The following is a 15,294-nucleotide window of genomic DNA, read 5'->3' on the forward strand; positions in this document are numbered from 1 at the left end:
AAGCATGGACATCCACCTCGTCTTCTGGTGAAGTTGAAACAGGAGCTAGGAAGGTGACGAGGATGTCAGCAACAGTCCGCGAACTGGTCGACGAAGCCTACGAGAGGCGCGAGTCGACGTGGAGGGCCGCCCTGGAGACGGTCAACGATTGGGTCGAGGCCGCGTGCTCGGGCTCCGCGCTGTTGTCGGGTGAGAGAGTCACTGTCGGCCGCGGACGGATCAAGGACCGACTCCGAGCCGGGGAGAAGCTGCGCCGCAAACTCGCCGATGCCAATGACGAGATCCATGAGGCCGTCGAGGTCGAGAACCAGGTCATCGATGTCGTCGGTGCCCGTGCCGTGTGCCGCACCGAGCGTGAACAGACGGCGCTGTGGGATCTGCTCACCGACAGCAATGACGAATCGAATCTCTCCGTCGCCGAGGTGCGGGACTACTCCGCCCAGCCTAAGCCCTCCGGTTATCGCGGGCGCCATCTCATCATCGAAGTTCCCTTCGACACCGAACCATCCGTGCTCGTTGAGCTGCAGCTGCGCACGATCATGCAGGATGCGTGGTGCGTGCTCGCCGAGGAGCATCTGTTCAAGCCCGGTCAGGCACTGAAATCGGATGCCCAGCAGGAGCGGCTCTCAGTCGTCCTCTCCGGGCTTCTTGCCCAGGCCGATGTGGTTGCCGGCTATATCGCTGACGATGTCGGCGCCTATCTGGGGATGGGGAACGCCTCACCACCTCGGACCGTGACGGATGTCGATGCCGCGGCCGAGGTCCCGTCGATAGAGGTCACCATCCGCGAGCTCAATCATTCCTATGTCCTCGCCGCCGACGAGGTCGGTCGGCACGGGATCATCCGTCTGGAGAACCTGGGACTCACTCCGGAGAACCCCGAGAGATCGGCCTTCCCGAGCCCAGGCGACAAACTGCAGGTGACGATGGACGAGTCGAACACCACCCGCTACTTCATCCCGGTGGCCGTGCAGCGCTGATTCGTCCCGGTGAACGGGATGCGTCCTGAGTCGCCAGACCGACTAGACTTGTTTTCCATGGGTAAGAAGTCGAAGCGATCCAAAGAAGATGTCATTGCCAAACGTCTGGCACGTGCAGAGGCCACGGCTTTCGTTGCGCGTCCGTTCGAGGGTCTGCCGTTCGAGGCGGACCTCATCTGCCTGCGCGAGCTGGTGCCGGCGGCGACCGCCTCGGCGAAGCTGAAAGAGGAGTTCGGTGGTCAGGAGATCACGGTCACCTCTCTGCTGCCCGCCGCGTGGCAGGCCTGGCACCGCGAGGACGGCCAGATCCTGGCCGGCATGCAGGTTCCTGTGTCATCCACCGATGCCTCCCGCGATGTCGCGCACGGCATCCTCGCCGCAGTCGAGGCGCAGCCGGGGACCACGATCGAGGCGACCACCGAACCCGGTCAGGGTCCGCGTCTCCAGGACATCCTCGACACCGACCACCCGTTCGAGATCCGCGTGCTCGAGACCTTCGAATACTGGAAGCTGCCAGAAGCCGAGACGGACTCCGATGTCGCAGCGGCACTCGAACAGGCCAATGACTCCATCTCCCCCACGGAGAAGCTCGCCTCGGTGAAGTCCGCGTACTGGACCGAGATGTCCGGCCGCACCTACGTGCGCTGGGCACGACCAGAGGGCGAGGACGCACTCGTCGACGCTCTCGCCCGTCTTCAGGTCGAGGGCCTCAACGACCTCGGCGGCCCCGGAACCTTCCTGGGCTATTTCCGCGCGCACGGCATCGTCGTGCCCGTCTGGGAACTCGAATTCGGCACACAGGTCGATGACATCGAAGAGCCCATCGGCGAATTCGGCAAGCGCATCGAAGACGCGATGAACACGAGTGAACCTCTCAGCACCGAGGCACGCCGTGCACGCTCGGGCATCATTGCTCGCCAGCTGACCATCCACTGAGTTCCGTCGCCACGGCCACCGGCGAGAGTCCATGCGACTCCGCCGGTGCGTGAGCCGGACAGGAGAAGAGTTTCCATGCCCGAACAGTCGAATCCCGCACACTCGGATGCCTCCTCGGCGACTGCTCCGCGCGCGATCGCTGCCATCATCCCCGCGATGAACGAAGCCGATCGGATTGCAGCGACGGTGCGCAGCGCCAAGCAGATTCCCGGTGTCGACATCATCATGGTCGTCGATGACGGTTCTTCCGATGACACCGGTGCCCGCGCTCGCAGGGCCGGCGCCGAGGTGGTCACTCACCGCAAGAACAAAGGCAAGGCCGCGGCGATGATGACCGGCGCGTTCGCGATCCGCAATCGTGAGATCTCCGATTCGGATCCCGACCAGCACCCGCACCATCGCGCTCTCCTCTTCATCGACGGAGATCTGGAGGATTCAGCACTCAACACGGCCCCGCTCGCCGCGCCGGTTCTCGCCGGTGAAGCCGATATGACGATTGCGATCCTGCCCGCGCAGAAGCGCAAGGGCGGAGGGTTCGGCTTCGTCGTCGGGCTCGCGAAGAAGGGCATCGCCGAACTCAGCGGATTCGAAGCGACTCAGCCGCTGTCGGGCATGCGCTGCCTGAGCCGTGAGGCCTTCGACGCAGCGCTGCCCTTCGCCGCCGGCTGGGGCGTTGAGACAGCCATGACGATCGACGTCGTCAATGCCGGGCTGCGGGTCGAGGAGGTCGAATGCGACCTCTACCATCGAGTCACCGGCAAGGGCCTCAAAGCACAGATGCACCGTGCGGCCCAGTACCGCGACGTCGCGCGTGCGATCTTCGTGCGCAGGCTGCGCGCCAAGAAGCTGCGCGACAAGAAGGAAGCCTCGATATGAGCGCCGATCGCTACGCCTACCTGGGCCCCGAGGCCACATTCACCGAGGCAGCACTCCTGCAGTATCTCGACTCCCACGACCTGCGCTCGAGCGCGTTGACCCAGCCCATGCGCAATGGAACCGCAGCCTTGGAGGCCGTCCTCGACGGCGATTGCCTGGCTGCTGTGGTGCCGATCGAGAACTCCATCGAGGGCGGTGTTCCCGCCACCATCGACGCCCTGACCGATCATGGTCGGCTGCAGATCGTCGCCGAGGTGGTCGTGCCCGTTCGCTTCGTCCTGGCGGTGAAGCCGGGGACCGATCCCAGCACGCTGACTTCGTTCGGGTCCCACCCGCACGGTGAGGCTCAGGTGCGCACGTTCATGGCTGCGAACTTCCCCGATGCCGTCTACCTCCCGACCTCCTCGACTGCCGCGGCCGCACGGGATCTGGCCAACGACGCCGCCGACCATGTGGCAGCCGTATGCCCTGCCATCGCCGCCGAACGCTACGGCCTCGAGATCCTCGCCAACGACATCGGGGAACGCCAGGACGCCGAGACCCGGTTCGTCGTCGTCACCCGTCCCGGCACCATTCCCCCGCCGACGGGGTCGGACAAAACCACGGTGGTAGCCTCACTGCGCTCCGACCGCGCCGGTGCTCTGCTGGAGATGCTCGAACAGTTCTCCAGCCGTGGTGTGAACATGTCGCGCATCGAATCTCGGCCCACTGGTGACGGGCTCGGACTCTACCAATTCTCCATTGACTTGTTGGGCCATGTGCACGAGGCCAGAATGGCCGATGCCCTGCAGGGAGTCCACCGAGTGACCCGCAGTCTGAGCTTCCTCGGCAGCTATCCCAGTGCTTCGAAGACCACGGTGCCCCTCGATCCGACGACCACGGACGACTCATTCGCGGCCGCCTCCGCCTGGCTGGACTCGACGCTGAACGCCTGAAGCCGCTGAGTTCGAGCCGCCGCGATCGTGCCGAGCTTCGCGTAGCCGCCGTGATTGTGCCGAGCTTCGCGTAGCCGCCGTGATTGTGGACTCCCGTTCGAAATCCTTGCTGATATCGAACGGGAGTCCACTTTCAATCCTTGTGCGTGGGGGTTCTGCCGGCCCGGAGAACAGTAGTCTGAGTATGCACGGGTCGCACGGCCCACACATCGACGAAGGAGTCGCCCATGGGAATCACTTCACCGGCCACCGGTTCAGAAGCGACCGGCACCAACAGCGCGCACGGCGGCACCGAGGCTTACGACGCAATCGTCGTCGGGGCCGGCCTGGCGGGACTCGTCGCCGCCTATGAGCTCAGTCTCGCCGGGAACAGAGTGCTCATCCTCGACCAGGAGAATCGGGCCAGCCTCGGCGGTCAGGCCTTCTGGTCCCTCGGTGGACTGTTCCTCGTCGACTCTCCCGAACAGCGCCGACTCGGTGTCCACGACTCGCTCGACCTGGCGCGCCAGGATTGGGCCACCTCGGCGGGCTTCGACCGGGACGAGGATCACTGGCCACGGCAGTGGGCCGAGGCATATCTTGAGTTCGCCGCCGGAGACAAGCGCCGCTACCTGCATGATCTGGGACTGCGCCTGACACCGATCGTCGGGTGGGCAGAAAGAGGCGGGTCCGGTGCCTCCGAACATGGGAACTCCGTGCCGAGGTTCCACCTCACCTGGGGCACCGGCCCCGAGGTGGTCCGGGTCTTCCGCGAACCAGTGGAGCGGGCGGAATCCGCAGGCCTCGTGACGATGGGCTTCCGGCATCGAGTCGATGAGCTGATCGTCGAGGACCGCGGCACCGGTGAGGACGGTGGCCATGGCGACGGCAGCGGTGTCGTCGGGGTTCGCGGACGAACACTTGCCCCCAGCCACACCGGCAGAGGGGTCGCCTCAAACCGCGTGGAGCTCGGAGACTTCGAATTCCGTGCTCCCGCAGTCATCGTCACCAGCGGCGGCATCGGACACAATTTCGAACTCATGCGCCAGTACTGGCCGGTCGAGCGCCTCGGCGAATTTCCGCAGAGGATGCTCGCCGGAGTGCCTGCCCATGTCGACGGTCGCATGCTCTCCATCGCCGAGGACGCGGGTGCGAGGCTGATCAATCGGGACCGGATCTGGGCCTATACGGAGGGCATAGAGAATTGGAATCCGGTCTGGCCGAACCACGGGATCCGCATCATTCCAGGACCCTCGTCACTGTGGTTCGACGCCGAGGGCAATCGCTTCCCCGCACCGAACTATCCCGGGTTCGACACCAACCGGACCATGAAGACCATTATCTCGACCGGCCACGACTACTCGTGGTTCGTGCTCAATGAGTCGATCATCCGCAAGGAGTTCGCACTCTCAGGCTCGGAGCAGAATCCCGACATCACGAAGAAGGACTGGCGCCTGACTCTCGACCGTGCCCGGTCCTCCGATGCGCCCGGCCCGGTCGAAGCGTTCAAACAGTTCGGTCCCGACTTCGTCGTCGCCGACACCACCGAAGAGCTGGTCGCCGGGATGAATGAACGCTCACGGGGCCCCGTCATCGATCATGACCACCTCGTCGAACAGATCGTCGAACGTGATCGCCAGATGGATCACACGTTCTCCAAGGACGCGCAGGTGCAGGCGATCCACAATGCCAGGAACTACCTCGGCGACAAGATCGTGCGGGTGCAGAAACCGCACAAGATCCTCGACCCCGCCCACGGACCACTCATCGCGGTACGTCTGAGTCTGCTCTCACGCAAGACGCTGGGCGGGTTGGAGACGAACCTCGACGCCCAGGTGATCGGGGGAAACGGCACACCGATTTCCGGACTCTACGCCGCCGGTGAGGTCACGGGGTTCGGGGGCGGAGGGATGCACGGCTACAACGCGCTCGAAGGGACGTTCCTGGGCGGGTGCATCTTCTCCGGAATGCGCGCCGGACGGGCCGTGGCAGGAAGCTCGGAGGCCGGCCCGACCGCGGTCTGGTACGAGAGCGATACGTCTGACGGGGATCGAGCGGAGCGCTGACCATGGTGAACACGAACCTCACGGTGCTTGTCACCGGCGGCACCTCCGGCATCGGCGCCGCGCTGGTCAGAGTGCTGGCAGACAGAGGCTGCACGGTCCTGACCACGAGCCGAGACCCTGAGCGGATCGAGAAGTCCGAGCGGGTCCCCGGCGTGCGCTATCTGCAATTGGACCTCGCCGATCCCGACAGCGTCGAGGCTCTTGGAAACGAGGTCGCCGACATCGACGTTCTCGTCAACAACGCCGGCGAGAGTCAGTCCGGTCCTTTCGAGGAGCTTCCGCCCGAGGCCGTCGACCGACTGTTCCGCACGAATGTCTTCGGACCTGTGCGGCTGAGCCAACTCGCCCTGCCCGGCATGCGCAAACGGCGTCGCGGCCGGATCATCATGGTCGGTTCCATGCTCGCCAGCTTCCCCCTGGCGCATCGCAGCTCCTACGTGGCGGCCAAGGCCGCCCTGCGCGGATTCGCCACAGCCGCGCGCCAAGAGCTCTCACCGTTCGGGGTGTGGATCAGCGTCGTCGAGCCCGGGTCCATCGCCACCGGCATCGGCAACCGGCGCACGAAGTACCTCGACCCCGGCTCCGTCTACACCGACGATGTGACCACGATGCTGGAACACCTCGATGACAACGAGCGGCAGGGAATCTCGCCCGAGACCGTCGCCGCAACCATCGTTAAGGCCATCGACACAGCAAGACCCCGCGAGTTCTATGCTGTGGGCAGCAGGTCGCCGCTGCCGTTCCTGCTCAAACGAGCACTTCCGCGGAGCGTGGTGTCGCGGATCATCGCCGGCCAGCACGGGCTCAAGCGGTGAGTTCCCCACGATCCCACGGCCCTGGCTCGCGGCGCTGAGGTCACGCTGAGCTGCTGAGCTGCTGAGCTGCTGAGCTGTTGAGGCTACTCACCGAGAGCTGCTGAGGCTGCTCACCGAGAGCGGAAGTTGACCCGAGAGCTGCTACTGGAATCGTGAGGGCAGGAGGAACTGCGTCGTCGAGATTCCCAGCACCCGCTGCTGACGAGTGAGATTGTAGGTGCGATCGTGCTGGAGGTACTCGACGAGGAACAACTCGGTGCTGTTGCCGCGTTTGAAGAATGTCTTGATCTTCAGCCCCAGCTTCGCAGCGAAGAGCGCCTTGTCCTTGGCGATCGCCTCGATGACGACTGGGTCGTACTCCATGCGCGCGAAGTGAGTGGACACGGCGTCCTTGAGCTTGTACGGGGTCGGATCGCCGATGTTGAACGGACCCGAGGCCGAAGGCACATCGACGCAGGCGATCGCCGCTCGCACGAGGTTGTCGATGTGGGTCAGGGTGAGCTTCTGCCTGCCGCCGCCGGGAAGTCGCAGGACCCCCTTCTTCGCCACTCGGCTCAGATACGGCATGAGCATCGACTCGCCGGGGCCGTAGATCGCAGCCGGCCTGAGGATCGCCGCATCGGGTCGGATCCGCGTCACGAGCTGCTCAGCCAGAGCGTGCGTCCTGGAGTAGGCATCGTGGAAATCGTTCGGGTCTTTGGGGCCGGCCTCTTCCCACAGGTCCGCATGATGCACGTTCGAGGAATAGACCGTCGTCGAGGAGATGTGTACGATCCGAGCCTTGGGGAATGCGTCGAGCACGTTTCTGGTGCCGGTGACCTTCACAGCGTAGAGCTCATCGTCATCGGCATTGACCTTCGAGATGCCCGCGCAGTGGAAGACCGCGGTGGCCTTCTTCGCCAGAGACTCCACCGCACCGTCCGCGGGTTCCGTGATATCCCACTCTTGGAAATTCACACCTAGGATCTCAGGATCGCGCCGCCCCAGGGCATAGACCGTCTCGTCCCTGGTCGCCAGGGCACGGGCGATGGCGCCACCGATGAAGCCGCTGGCTCCGGTCACGATTACCGCCACGTCTGATCCTCCATCATCGTCTGAAGCGTCTCATCCGGTTCATCCGAACAAGTTCACAGTCATAGGAAATCACACTGTCAGTCCCGATGCTGCCACTGAGGTTCTCTCTTGTGCAGAAATGCGTCGATTCCCTCTTGTGCATCGGCTGCGACGGCGTTGTGCGCCATCACCTCCGACATGTGCGCATAGGCGTCTGCCAGAGGCAGATCACGCTGTTCGTAGAACGCTGCTTTGCCTACTGCCACTGTAGCCGACGAGGCTGACGCGACTTTCCGCGCCAGCTCGGCAGTCGCTGTCTCGAGTTCGTCATCGGCAACCACATCGGAGACCAGTCCGAATGTCAGTGCATCGGCCGCACTGAGAAAGTCTCCGGTCAGAAGCATCCGCAGCGCCGTCTTCGCCGGCACTGCCCGAGTCAGCGCCACCATGGGAGTAGAGCAGAACAGGCCGATCTTCACCCCCGGCGTGGCGAATCGGGCCGACTGCGCAGCCACCGCCAGGTCGCAGCTGGCGACAAGCTGGCACCCAGCTGCGGTCGCCACCCCTTGGACCTGCGCGATGACCGGCTGTGGGATCGACTGAATCAGCTGCATGAGTTCAGAACAGACGGCGAAGGTCTCCTGCTGCGACTCCAGCTTCGCCCCGCTGATCTCCTTGAGATTATGGCCGGAGCTGAATACGTGTCCTGCGGTGGACAGGATCACTGCACGGACGTCGGTGCGCTTCCCCACCTCGGCGAGGGTGGCGATGAGGTCATTCATCACGGAGCGCGACAGCGCGTTCCGAGTCTCCGGTTCGTTGATCGAAATCGTCGCGACTGCGTCCTCGGCCAGAGAGAATACAATTGAGTCAGACATAACAGCATTCTGCCAAAATATCGTTGGTCCGGCGCGGAAACCTGACGTGGATTTCCTTCGAGGTCCTCAGTTGGCACCCCTCGTGCAGACGATGCTGACTGACATCGATGCGTTAGTTCCGGTGCGCAGACATGCCACCATACCGAGGGAGACTGCCATGACAACCCTGCTGATGATCATCGGATTCGGTGCCGCAACCAGCGTGGTCGTCGGCCTGGGCCAGAAGCTGCGCCTCCCCTGGCCCGCGCTGATGGTGGTCATCGGCATCGCAGGTGCATTCATTCCCACGTTCGCCGAGATCACCATCGAGCCCGAGCTCATCCTGCCCCTGTTCCTGCCCCCGCTGCTGTTCGCGGCAGCACAGAAGACGTCATGGGCGCTCTTCGCCATCCGCTGGCGCACGATCCTGGGCATGGCAGTCGCCCTGGTCGGCGTGACGGTGGCGGCCGTAGCCGGGACCGCGGTGCTCCTCATTCCCGGAATCACCATCGCCGCTGCGGTGGCGCTGGGAGCCATGCTCGCCCCACCCGACCCCGTCGCCGTCGATGCGGTCGCAGGAACCGTGTCGATACCTCGGCGGATCATGTCGACCTTGCAGAGCGAGGGGCTGTTCAATGATGCCGCGTCACTCGTGATCTTCCAGACCGCGATGGCGGCGGCCATGGCCGACACCGAGGTGGACTTCGGGCAGCTGGCCCTGTCCTTCCTCATCTCTGCGATCATCGCCATCACGGTCGGCCTCGTCGTCGTGTTCATCGTGTGGTGGGTGATGGAGAAGATCGACCATACGATCGCCCGCTCCTCACTCATGCTCATGCTGCCCTTCGGCGTCTACCTCATCGCCGAGCACCTCCATGCCAGCGGTGTCATCGCCGTCGTCGTAGCCGCTCTCGAGGTGCGCCGACGCGACGTCGAGGCCAACTCAGCCGAACGCGTCACCCAGGCCTCGACATGGCAGGTCCTGGAGATGCTCATCACCGGCATCGCCTTCGGCCTCATCGGCCTCGACCTGCGCATGGTCGTCGAATCAGAGCATGCCGACCTGGGTCGAGCGGTGCTTGTGGGGCTGGGCATCGCGCTCATCGTCATTGCCGTGCGGTTCGGCTGGCTGCTCATCGGAACCGTGCTGGAGAACAAGCGCCGGGAGGAGGATCCGGATGCCGCACCACTGAATATCAGGGATGCCACCCTCATGACCTGGGGCGGAATGCGCGGCTTGGCGACGATCGCCCTGGCTCTGTCGATTCCGGCAACCACCGCGACCGGCGAGCCGTTCCCCGGCCGCTCCTACATCCTCGTCGCGGCCGCCGTGATCCTGCTGGTCACCTTGGTGCTGGCCGGGCTCACCTTCCCCACCATCGTCAACGTCCTCGGCATCGACGACGAGGCGGATAAGGAGCGAGCGGACACCGCGGAGATCGCACGCCGCGCGTACAAGGCCGCACTTCTCCAGATCAAGAACGACGACAGCCTGCCCGACGAGGTGGCCGAGCCTCTGCGCGCACGCTTCAAGGTCCTCTACTCGCAGCTGTTGGGGACCTCTGACGACCAGGTCAGCTCGGAGCAGGCGACGACGCTGAAGGAGAACCGCGAGGCGATGGCGAAGGTGCAGACCAAGGCGCTGCAGTCCGCCCGCACGGAGGTGCTCAAGGCCCGACGCGAACGCGGTACCGATCCGGAGATCGCCGACAGGGTGCTGCGCCGCTTCGACCTCCAGTCAGTGCTGCTGAGGTGAGGCAGACCCACTCGCTTTTTCAAAGTTGAGTGGAATAGACTCAACTTTGTTGGTGTTGAACTCTTCGAGAGCAACTGCTGTTCACAGAACAGCTGCGAAGAACATCTGTGAAGGAGATGCGCATGGACGCACAGCTGACAACCAAATCACGCGAGACGGTGCAATCGGCCATCAATGACGTCGTGGCTCGGCGAAACAATCAGATCGAGCCCGCCCACCTGGTCGCTGCCCTGCTGGAACAGCCGGACTCGCTGGCCTCGAACCTGGTGACGAAGGTCGGTGCCGACACACGAACCGTGCTGGCAGCGGTCCGCTCGGCAATCGACGGCCTCCCCACCGTCAGCGGTCAAACCGTGTCCCAGCCGGGGCTGTCACGGGCCGGACTCGAGATGATGAATCTTGCGCAGGAGGAGATGACCAGCCTCGGCGACCAGTTCGTGTCGACAGAGCACCTTCTGCTCGCGGCCGCCGCAGGCAAGGACGGGGCAGGTGACGCCCTGCGCCGCAATGGTGCCGGTCGCGATGCCCTGCTGGCCGCTCTGCCAGAGCTGCGCGGAGGCAAGAAGGTCACCTCGGAGAATCCCGAGGACACGATGCAGTCGCTGGAGAAGTACGGCGTCGACCTCACGGCCACCGCACGCGAGGCCAAACTCGACCCGGTCATCGGACGCGACAAGGAGATCCGCCGGGTCATCCAGGTCCTCTCACGCAGGACGAAGAACAACCCTGTCCTCATCGGCGAGCCCGGCGTCGGCAAGACCGCCGTGGTCGAAGGGCTGGCCCAGCGGATCGTGGCCGGAGACGTGCCCGAATCCCTGCGCAACAAGACGCTGATCAGCCTCGACCTGTCCGCGATGGTCGCCGGCGCGAAGTACCGCGGCGAATTCGAGGAGCGTTTCAAGGCCGTCCTCGAGGAGATCAAGAACGCCGATGGTCAGATCATCACCTTCATCGATGAGCTTCACACCGTCGTCGGTGCCGGCGCCACCGGAGACTCCGCGATGGACGCTGGCAATATGCTCAAGCCGATGCTCGCCCGTGGTGAGCTGCGCCTCGTCGGCGCGACCACGCTCGACGAGTATCGTGAGAACATCGAGAAGGACCCGGCTCTGGAACGCAGGTTCCAGCAGGTCTACGTCGGAGAACCCAGCGTCGAGGACACGGTCGCGATCCTGCGTGGACTCAAGGAACGCTACGAAGCCCACCACAAGGTTTCGATCAACGACGGTGCACTCGTCGCCGCGGCAACGATGTCCAATCGCTACATCACCGGCCGCCAGCTGCCGGACAAGGCTATCGACCTCGTCGACGAAGCCGCATCCCGGCTGCGCATGGAGATCGACTCGGCCCCGGTCGAGATCGATGAGCTCCGCCGCACCGTCGACCGCCTGAAGATGGAGGACATGGCCCTGTCCAAGGAAACGGACACGGCATCGAAGGAGCGCCTCGGCGCCCTGCGTGCCGATCTGGCCGATCGAGAGGAGGAGCTGCACGGACTCGAGGCCACCTGGGAATCCCAGCGTGCCGGCCTCAACCGTGTCGGTGAGCTCAAGACGAAGCTCGACGAGCTGCGCTCCCAGGCGGACCGGGCTCAGCGCGACACCGACCTGGAGACGGCTTCGCGCCTGCTCTACGGGGAGATCCCCGCAGTGCAGAAGGAGATCGACCTCGCCGAGGCGGAGGAGGCGAATGCCGAATCCGAGACCGATCCGATGGTCAGCGACCGTGTCTCGAGCAACGACATCGCCGAGGTCGTCGCGTCCTGGACGGGCATCCCCGCAGGTCGTCTGCTCCAAGGCGAGGTCGAGAAGCTGCTGGGTGCCGAGGATGTGCTCGGCAAGCGTCTCATCGGCCAGAAGAGTGCCGTGAGCACGGTCTCCGATGCGATCCGTCGCTCACGTGCCGGCATCGCCGACCCTGACCGCCCGACGGGCTCGTTCCTGTTCCTCGGCCCCACGGGCGTCGGCAAGACGGAGCTCGCGAAGTCCCTCGCGGACTTCCTCTTCGACGATGAGAAGGCCCTGATCAGGATCGATATGAGTGAGTACGGGGAGAAGCACACTGTCTCACGTCTCGTCGGTGCGCCTCCGGGCTACGTCGGCTATGACGAAGGCGGTCAGCTCACCGAGGCTGTGCGGCGTCGCCCCTACTCCGTCGTCCTCCTCGACGAGGTGGAGAAGGCGCACCCGAGCGTCTTCGACATCCTGCTCCAGGTCCTCGACGACGGTCGCCTCACCGATGGTCAGGGACGCACGGTCGACTTCCGGAACACGATCCTCATCCTGACCTCGAACCTGGGCTCGCAGTTCCTCGTCGACAAATCGCTGAGTGCCCAGGAGCAGAAGGATGCGGTGCTGGGCGTCGTGCATTCGACGTTCAAACCCGAGTTCCTCAACCGCCTCGACGACATTGTGCTCTTCGACGCACTGAGCACAGAGGAACTGTCCTCGATCGTCGACCTGCAGATCCAGCGACTGGCGTCTCGCCTGACCGAGCGGAGGATCACGCTCGAGGTCACCGATGCCGCCGAGGACTGGCTCGCCCTAGAAGGCTACGACCCTGCCTTCGGCGCCCGCCCCCTGCGCAGGCTGGTCCAACGCGAGATCGGAGACAAGTTGGCCCGCGGGCTGCTGTCCGGCGACGTGGCCGACGGCGACGACATCGTCATCGGCCTGCCCGAGGATCCGGAAACCACCGGCCTGGAGCTGCGCCCGAAGCGGTGACGCGCATCGGTGAGGATGTTCAGGTTAGGGAACAGTACATGGGTTGCAACCTGTGTACTGTTCCCTAACCTGAGTCATCCCCGGACCGCTCCTCGCCGCGACCTGTATCAGCGCACACTACGTGCGCAGTCCCAGCACTTGGCCTCCGGAGCGACATTTAAGCGGTCAGCGCGCGGACTTCGCCTTCGCGCGTTCCATGCCGTCGGTCGTCGACGCCCACCAGCGTCCCACCAGCTTGTGGAGCTTTTCGAAGCTGCGGTCGCGGATGAAGATGGCGTCGACGGCGATCATCGTCAGCGAGAACCAGGGCAATCCCATCAGCAGGGCGATTCCCAGGTGGAAGGAGAGGATGCCCACCAGGCCCACGATTCGCGTGTACCGGTTGAACAGCATGAACGGGAACGCGCACTGGAACAGGACCGAGGCCCACGAGACGGCGACGACCATCGGCCCCCAGGCCGTGAGCAGGTCGGAGAGCACCGGCCAGGTTCCGAACTGCTGGGTGTGCAGCGGGTTGTACACCGCGAATCCGTGCTGCCAAGCGGCCCCGCCTGCCTTGTACAGTCCACCCGACATGTAGATCGCACAGACTTGGAAGGCCAGCACGACGATCGCGAGGTTGTTGGCCATGATGAGTGCCCAGCGGTAGCTGCCGCCGTCGGTCTCGGGGAACTCCGGGTTCTGCTGTCTCTTGCGCCTGGCGTCCAGCGACCACCGCCGTGTGGTGTCGGCGAAGAGCATCGCAATCATGAACATGCGATAGGCGTTGTCGCCCTGATCGCCGGCACCGTCGTTGAGCTCGATGAAGCTCACCCACAGGACCAGGTAGAACGGCAGAACGATGCGGGTCCGCCATCCAAGGATAATGACGACGGCGAGAATGGCCAGACCGATGATCATGGCGGTGAACAGCGGCGGGTTGGTCACCGCTCTGTGGAAGAGCGAGAACAGCCAGATGTCTGGGAAGTCGCTCTTGGGTTCGGCGATCTCCCCGTTCCAGGCGCTGCCCACGCCAAAGGCATAGTGCCTGGCATTGAAGTTCGTCAGCAGCAGGCCGAGTCCGGTCACACCGATGAGGATACGAGTCACCGCGAGGCCATATGTCGCGTGATAGCGGCCGGTCAGCATCTCCTCCAGCCAGTTCCAGCCCCGCGAGATACTCCCAAGGACGCGGGAAGAGATCGGAATATGCTCGTTCGAATCCGCTGCCGTCGACGCTGCAGTCTTCGTCGGCGCTGCCTTCCCGGACTTCGATCCGTGCACGCCGATGTCTTCACCCTCGACTTCCTCACCCTTGACGCGGATGTCCTTGTCACTGCTCATCTGCGCACCTCACTTCGTCGGAGGCACAGAAGTACTTCGCGAACTCCTCATCGGACTGGTGTGGTTCGGACACCAGTGCTCGCCAGCCGACCGGAACCGGCTGGACGCTCGGACGTTCGGCACCGTCGTCGTTGCGCTGTGCGAACGGCACAACATTCTGTCTCGACGCCTGGTACTGGACGCGCTGGACGTCCTCACCCCAGATCGCTTTGGCCACCTGAGTCGCATAGGCCGTGGCCAGGTGCTCGCTCTCCAGATATCCGTCCACGGCGCCGTCGGGATCGTCGTACTCTCCCAACTTCGTCGTCAACCGGTCGACGGAATCAGCACCTTTGAAGTAGTCGAGCTTGACGATCGCCTTCTGGTCGTTGGGCAGGTCCTCCCACGATCCCTTGATGTCGGAGGCGACCCCGATGCCCAGTCCCGCCGAGCGTGGGGGGAAGAGCTTGTAGGTCGAATGGTCGAGTTCGACATCGGTGGCGCGCACCCAATCGGTGACCTCTTCTCCACCGTCGGGAGTCTTCACGACCGCGCGAACATCGAAGTAGTAGTCGCCATTGATCGGCTCGGGAGCGAAGACGCTCCACGACTGGCCCCACAACGGAATCATGTACTCGGAGAGGAGGTTCCCCGGGAAGACCTCCCGCGCCGTCGACGACGGAGCTATCCAAAGGAAGCTTGCGAGCAGGTGAAACGCTGTCAGCAGCATGGCCACAACCATCAGCACGCGTTTGACGACCGGCCGCTTGGCGGCCTTCGTCTCAGTCTTGTCTGTGTCCATCTCAGTCCTGGAATCTGGTGCGCCACTTTGCGAAATCCGCCTTGACCAGAACTGGACTGCTCAGGATCTCCCCAGTGGCTAGGGTGCATTCATACAGACTCTAGGGTACGTCAGTGAATCCGGAAGTTCAGCCCGAGCATCCCCGGTGTTTCACGAACCCGACCTGCCAGAACAGCTGAGGGAACGCATGACTGACATCAGCCGGCGCCGACAC

12 protein-coding genes are annotated in these 15,294 nt (G+C 64.1%); 8 read left to right on the forward strand and 4 right to left on the reverse strand.

The window, feature by feature from the left end; genetic code table 11:
* The first annotated feature begins 62 nt into the window (after window positions 1-62).
* The 6 genes from HX613_RS09140 to HX613_RS09165 all read left to right on the forward strand — a co-directional run bounded on the left by HX613_RS09140 (window position 63) and on the right by HX613_RS09165 (window position 6,587).
* Window positions 63-980: a GTP pyrophosphokinase gene (locus HX613_RS09140; RefSeq protein WP_235345036.1), complete on the forward strand. Its 918-nt coding sequence runs from the start codon at window positions 63-65 to the stop codon at window positions 978-980.
* A gap of 57 nt (window positions 981-1,037) precedes the next feature.
* Window positions 1,038-1,916, forward strand: coding sequence for a DUF5926 family protein (locus tag HX613_RS09145; RefSeq protein WP_235345037.1), 879 nt, complete (start codon window positions 1,038-1,040; stop codon window positions 1,914-1,916).
* Between the two features lie 75 nt (window positions 1,917-1,991).
* Complete coding sequence (locus HX613_RS09150) at window positions 1,992-2,792, forward strand: glycosyltransferase family 2 protein (protein ID WP_235345038.1); 801 nt, start codon at window positions 1,992-1,994, stop codon at window positions 2,790-2,792.
* Window positions 2,789-3,727 (forward strand): prephenate dehydratase, encoded by a 939-nt coding sequence (gene pheA, locus HX613_RS09155; protein ID WP_235345039.1) that lies wholly within the window; start codon window positions 2,789-2,791, stop codon window positions 3,725-3,727. Before HX613_RS09150 ends, pheA begins: the two co-directional genes overlap by 4 nt.
* A gap of 227 nt (window positions 3,728-3,954) precedes the next feature.
* Complete coding sequence (locus HX613_RS09160; protein WP_235345040.1) at window positions 3,955-5,772, forward strand: FAD-binding dehydrogenase; 1,818 nt, start codon at window positions 3,955-3,957, stop codon at window positions 5,770-5,772.
* 2 nt (window positions 5,773-5,774) lie between these two features.
* Window positions 5,775-6,587 (forward strand): SDR family oxidoreductase, encoded by an 813-nt coding sequence (locus HX613_RS09165; protein ID WP_235345041.1) that lies wholly within the window; start codon window positions 5,775-5,777, stop codon window positions 6,585-6,587.
* A 141-nt stretch (window positions 6,588-6,728) separates the two neighbouring features.
* Here HX613_RS09165 and HX613_RS09170 read toward each other — a convergent pair whose 3' ends face one another.
* Complete coding sequence (locus HX613_RS09170; protein ID WP_235345042.1) at window positions 6,729-7,661, reverse strand: NAD-dependent epimerase/dehydratase family protein; 933 nt, start codon at window positions 7,659-7,661, stop codon at window positions 6,729-6,731.
* 77 nt (window positions 7,662-7,738) lie between these two features.
* Window positions 7,739-8,518 (reverse strand): enoyl-CoA hydratase, encoded by a 780-nt coding sequence (locus tag HX613_RS09175; RefSeq protein ID WP_235345043.1) that lies wholly within the window; start codon window positions 8,516-8,518, stop codon window positions 7,739-7,741.
* Between the two features lie 157 nt (window positions 8,519-8,675).
* Here HX613_RS09175 and HX613_RS09180 point away from each other — a divergent pair, with 157 nt between their 5' ends.
* Both HX613_RS09180 and clpB read left to right on the forward strand, forming a co-directional pair.
* Window positions 8,676-10,253 (forward strand): Na+/H+ antiporter, encoded by a 1,578-nt coding sequence (locus tag HX613_RS09180; protein WP_235345044.1) that lies wholly within the window; start codon window positions 8,676-8,678, stop codon window positions 10,251-10,253.
* 122 nt (window positions 10,254-10,375) lie between these two features.
* Window positions 10,376-12,976 (forward strand): ATP-dependent chaperone ClpB, encoded by a 2,601-nt coding sequence (clpB, locus tag HX613_RS09185; RefSeq protein ID WP_235345045.1) that lies wholly within the window; start codon window positions 10,376-10,378, stop codon window positions 12,974-12,976.
* A gap of 165 nt (window positions 12,977-13,141) precedes the next feature.
* Here the strand turns inward: clpB and HX613_RS09190 are convergent, their stop codons facing one another.
* Together HX613_RS09190 and HX613_RS09195 are read right to left on the reverse strand one after the other, a co-directional pair.
* The gene (locus HX613_RS09190; protein WP_235345046.1) at window positions 13,142-14,299 is read right to left on the reverse strand and encodes an HTTM domain-containing protein; all 1,158 of its coding nucleotides are present in this window, start codon (window positions 14,297-14,299) and stop codon (window positions 13,142-13,144) included.
* On the reverse strand, window positions 14,289-15,080 hold the full coding sequence (locus HX613_RS09195) for a DUF5819 family protein (RefSeq protein ID WP_235345047.1): 792 nt from the start codon (window positions 15,078-15,080) through the stop codon (window positions 14,289-14,291). The genes HX613_RS09190 and HX613_RS09195 overlap by 11 nt, the downstream gene beginning before the upstream one ends.
* Window positions 15,081-15,294 lie beyond the last annotated feature (214 nt).

This window comes from Brevibacterium sp. UCMA 11754 (assembly GCF_021532275.1).
Taxonomy (GTDB): domain Bacteria; phylum Actinomycetota; class Actinomycetes; order Actinomycetales; family Brevibacteriaceae; genus Brevibacterium.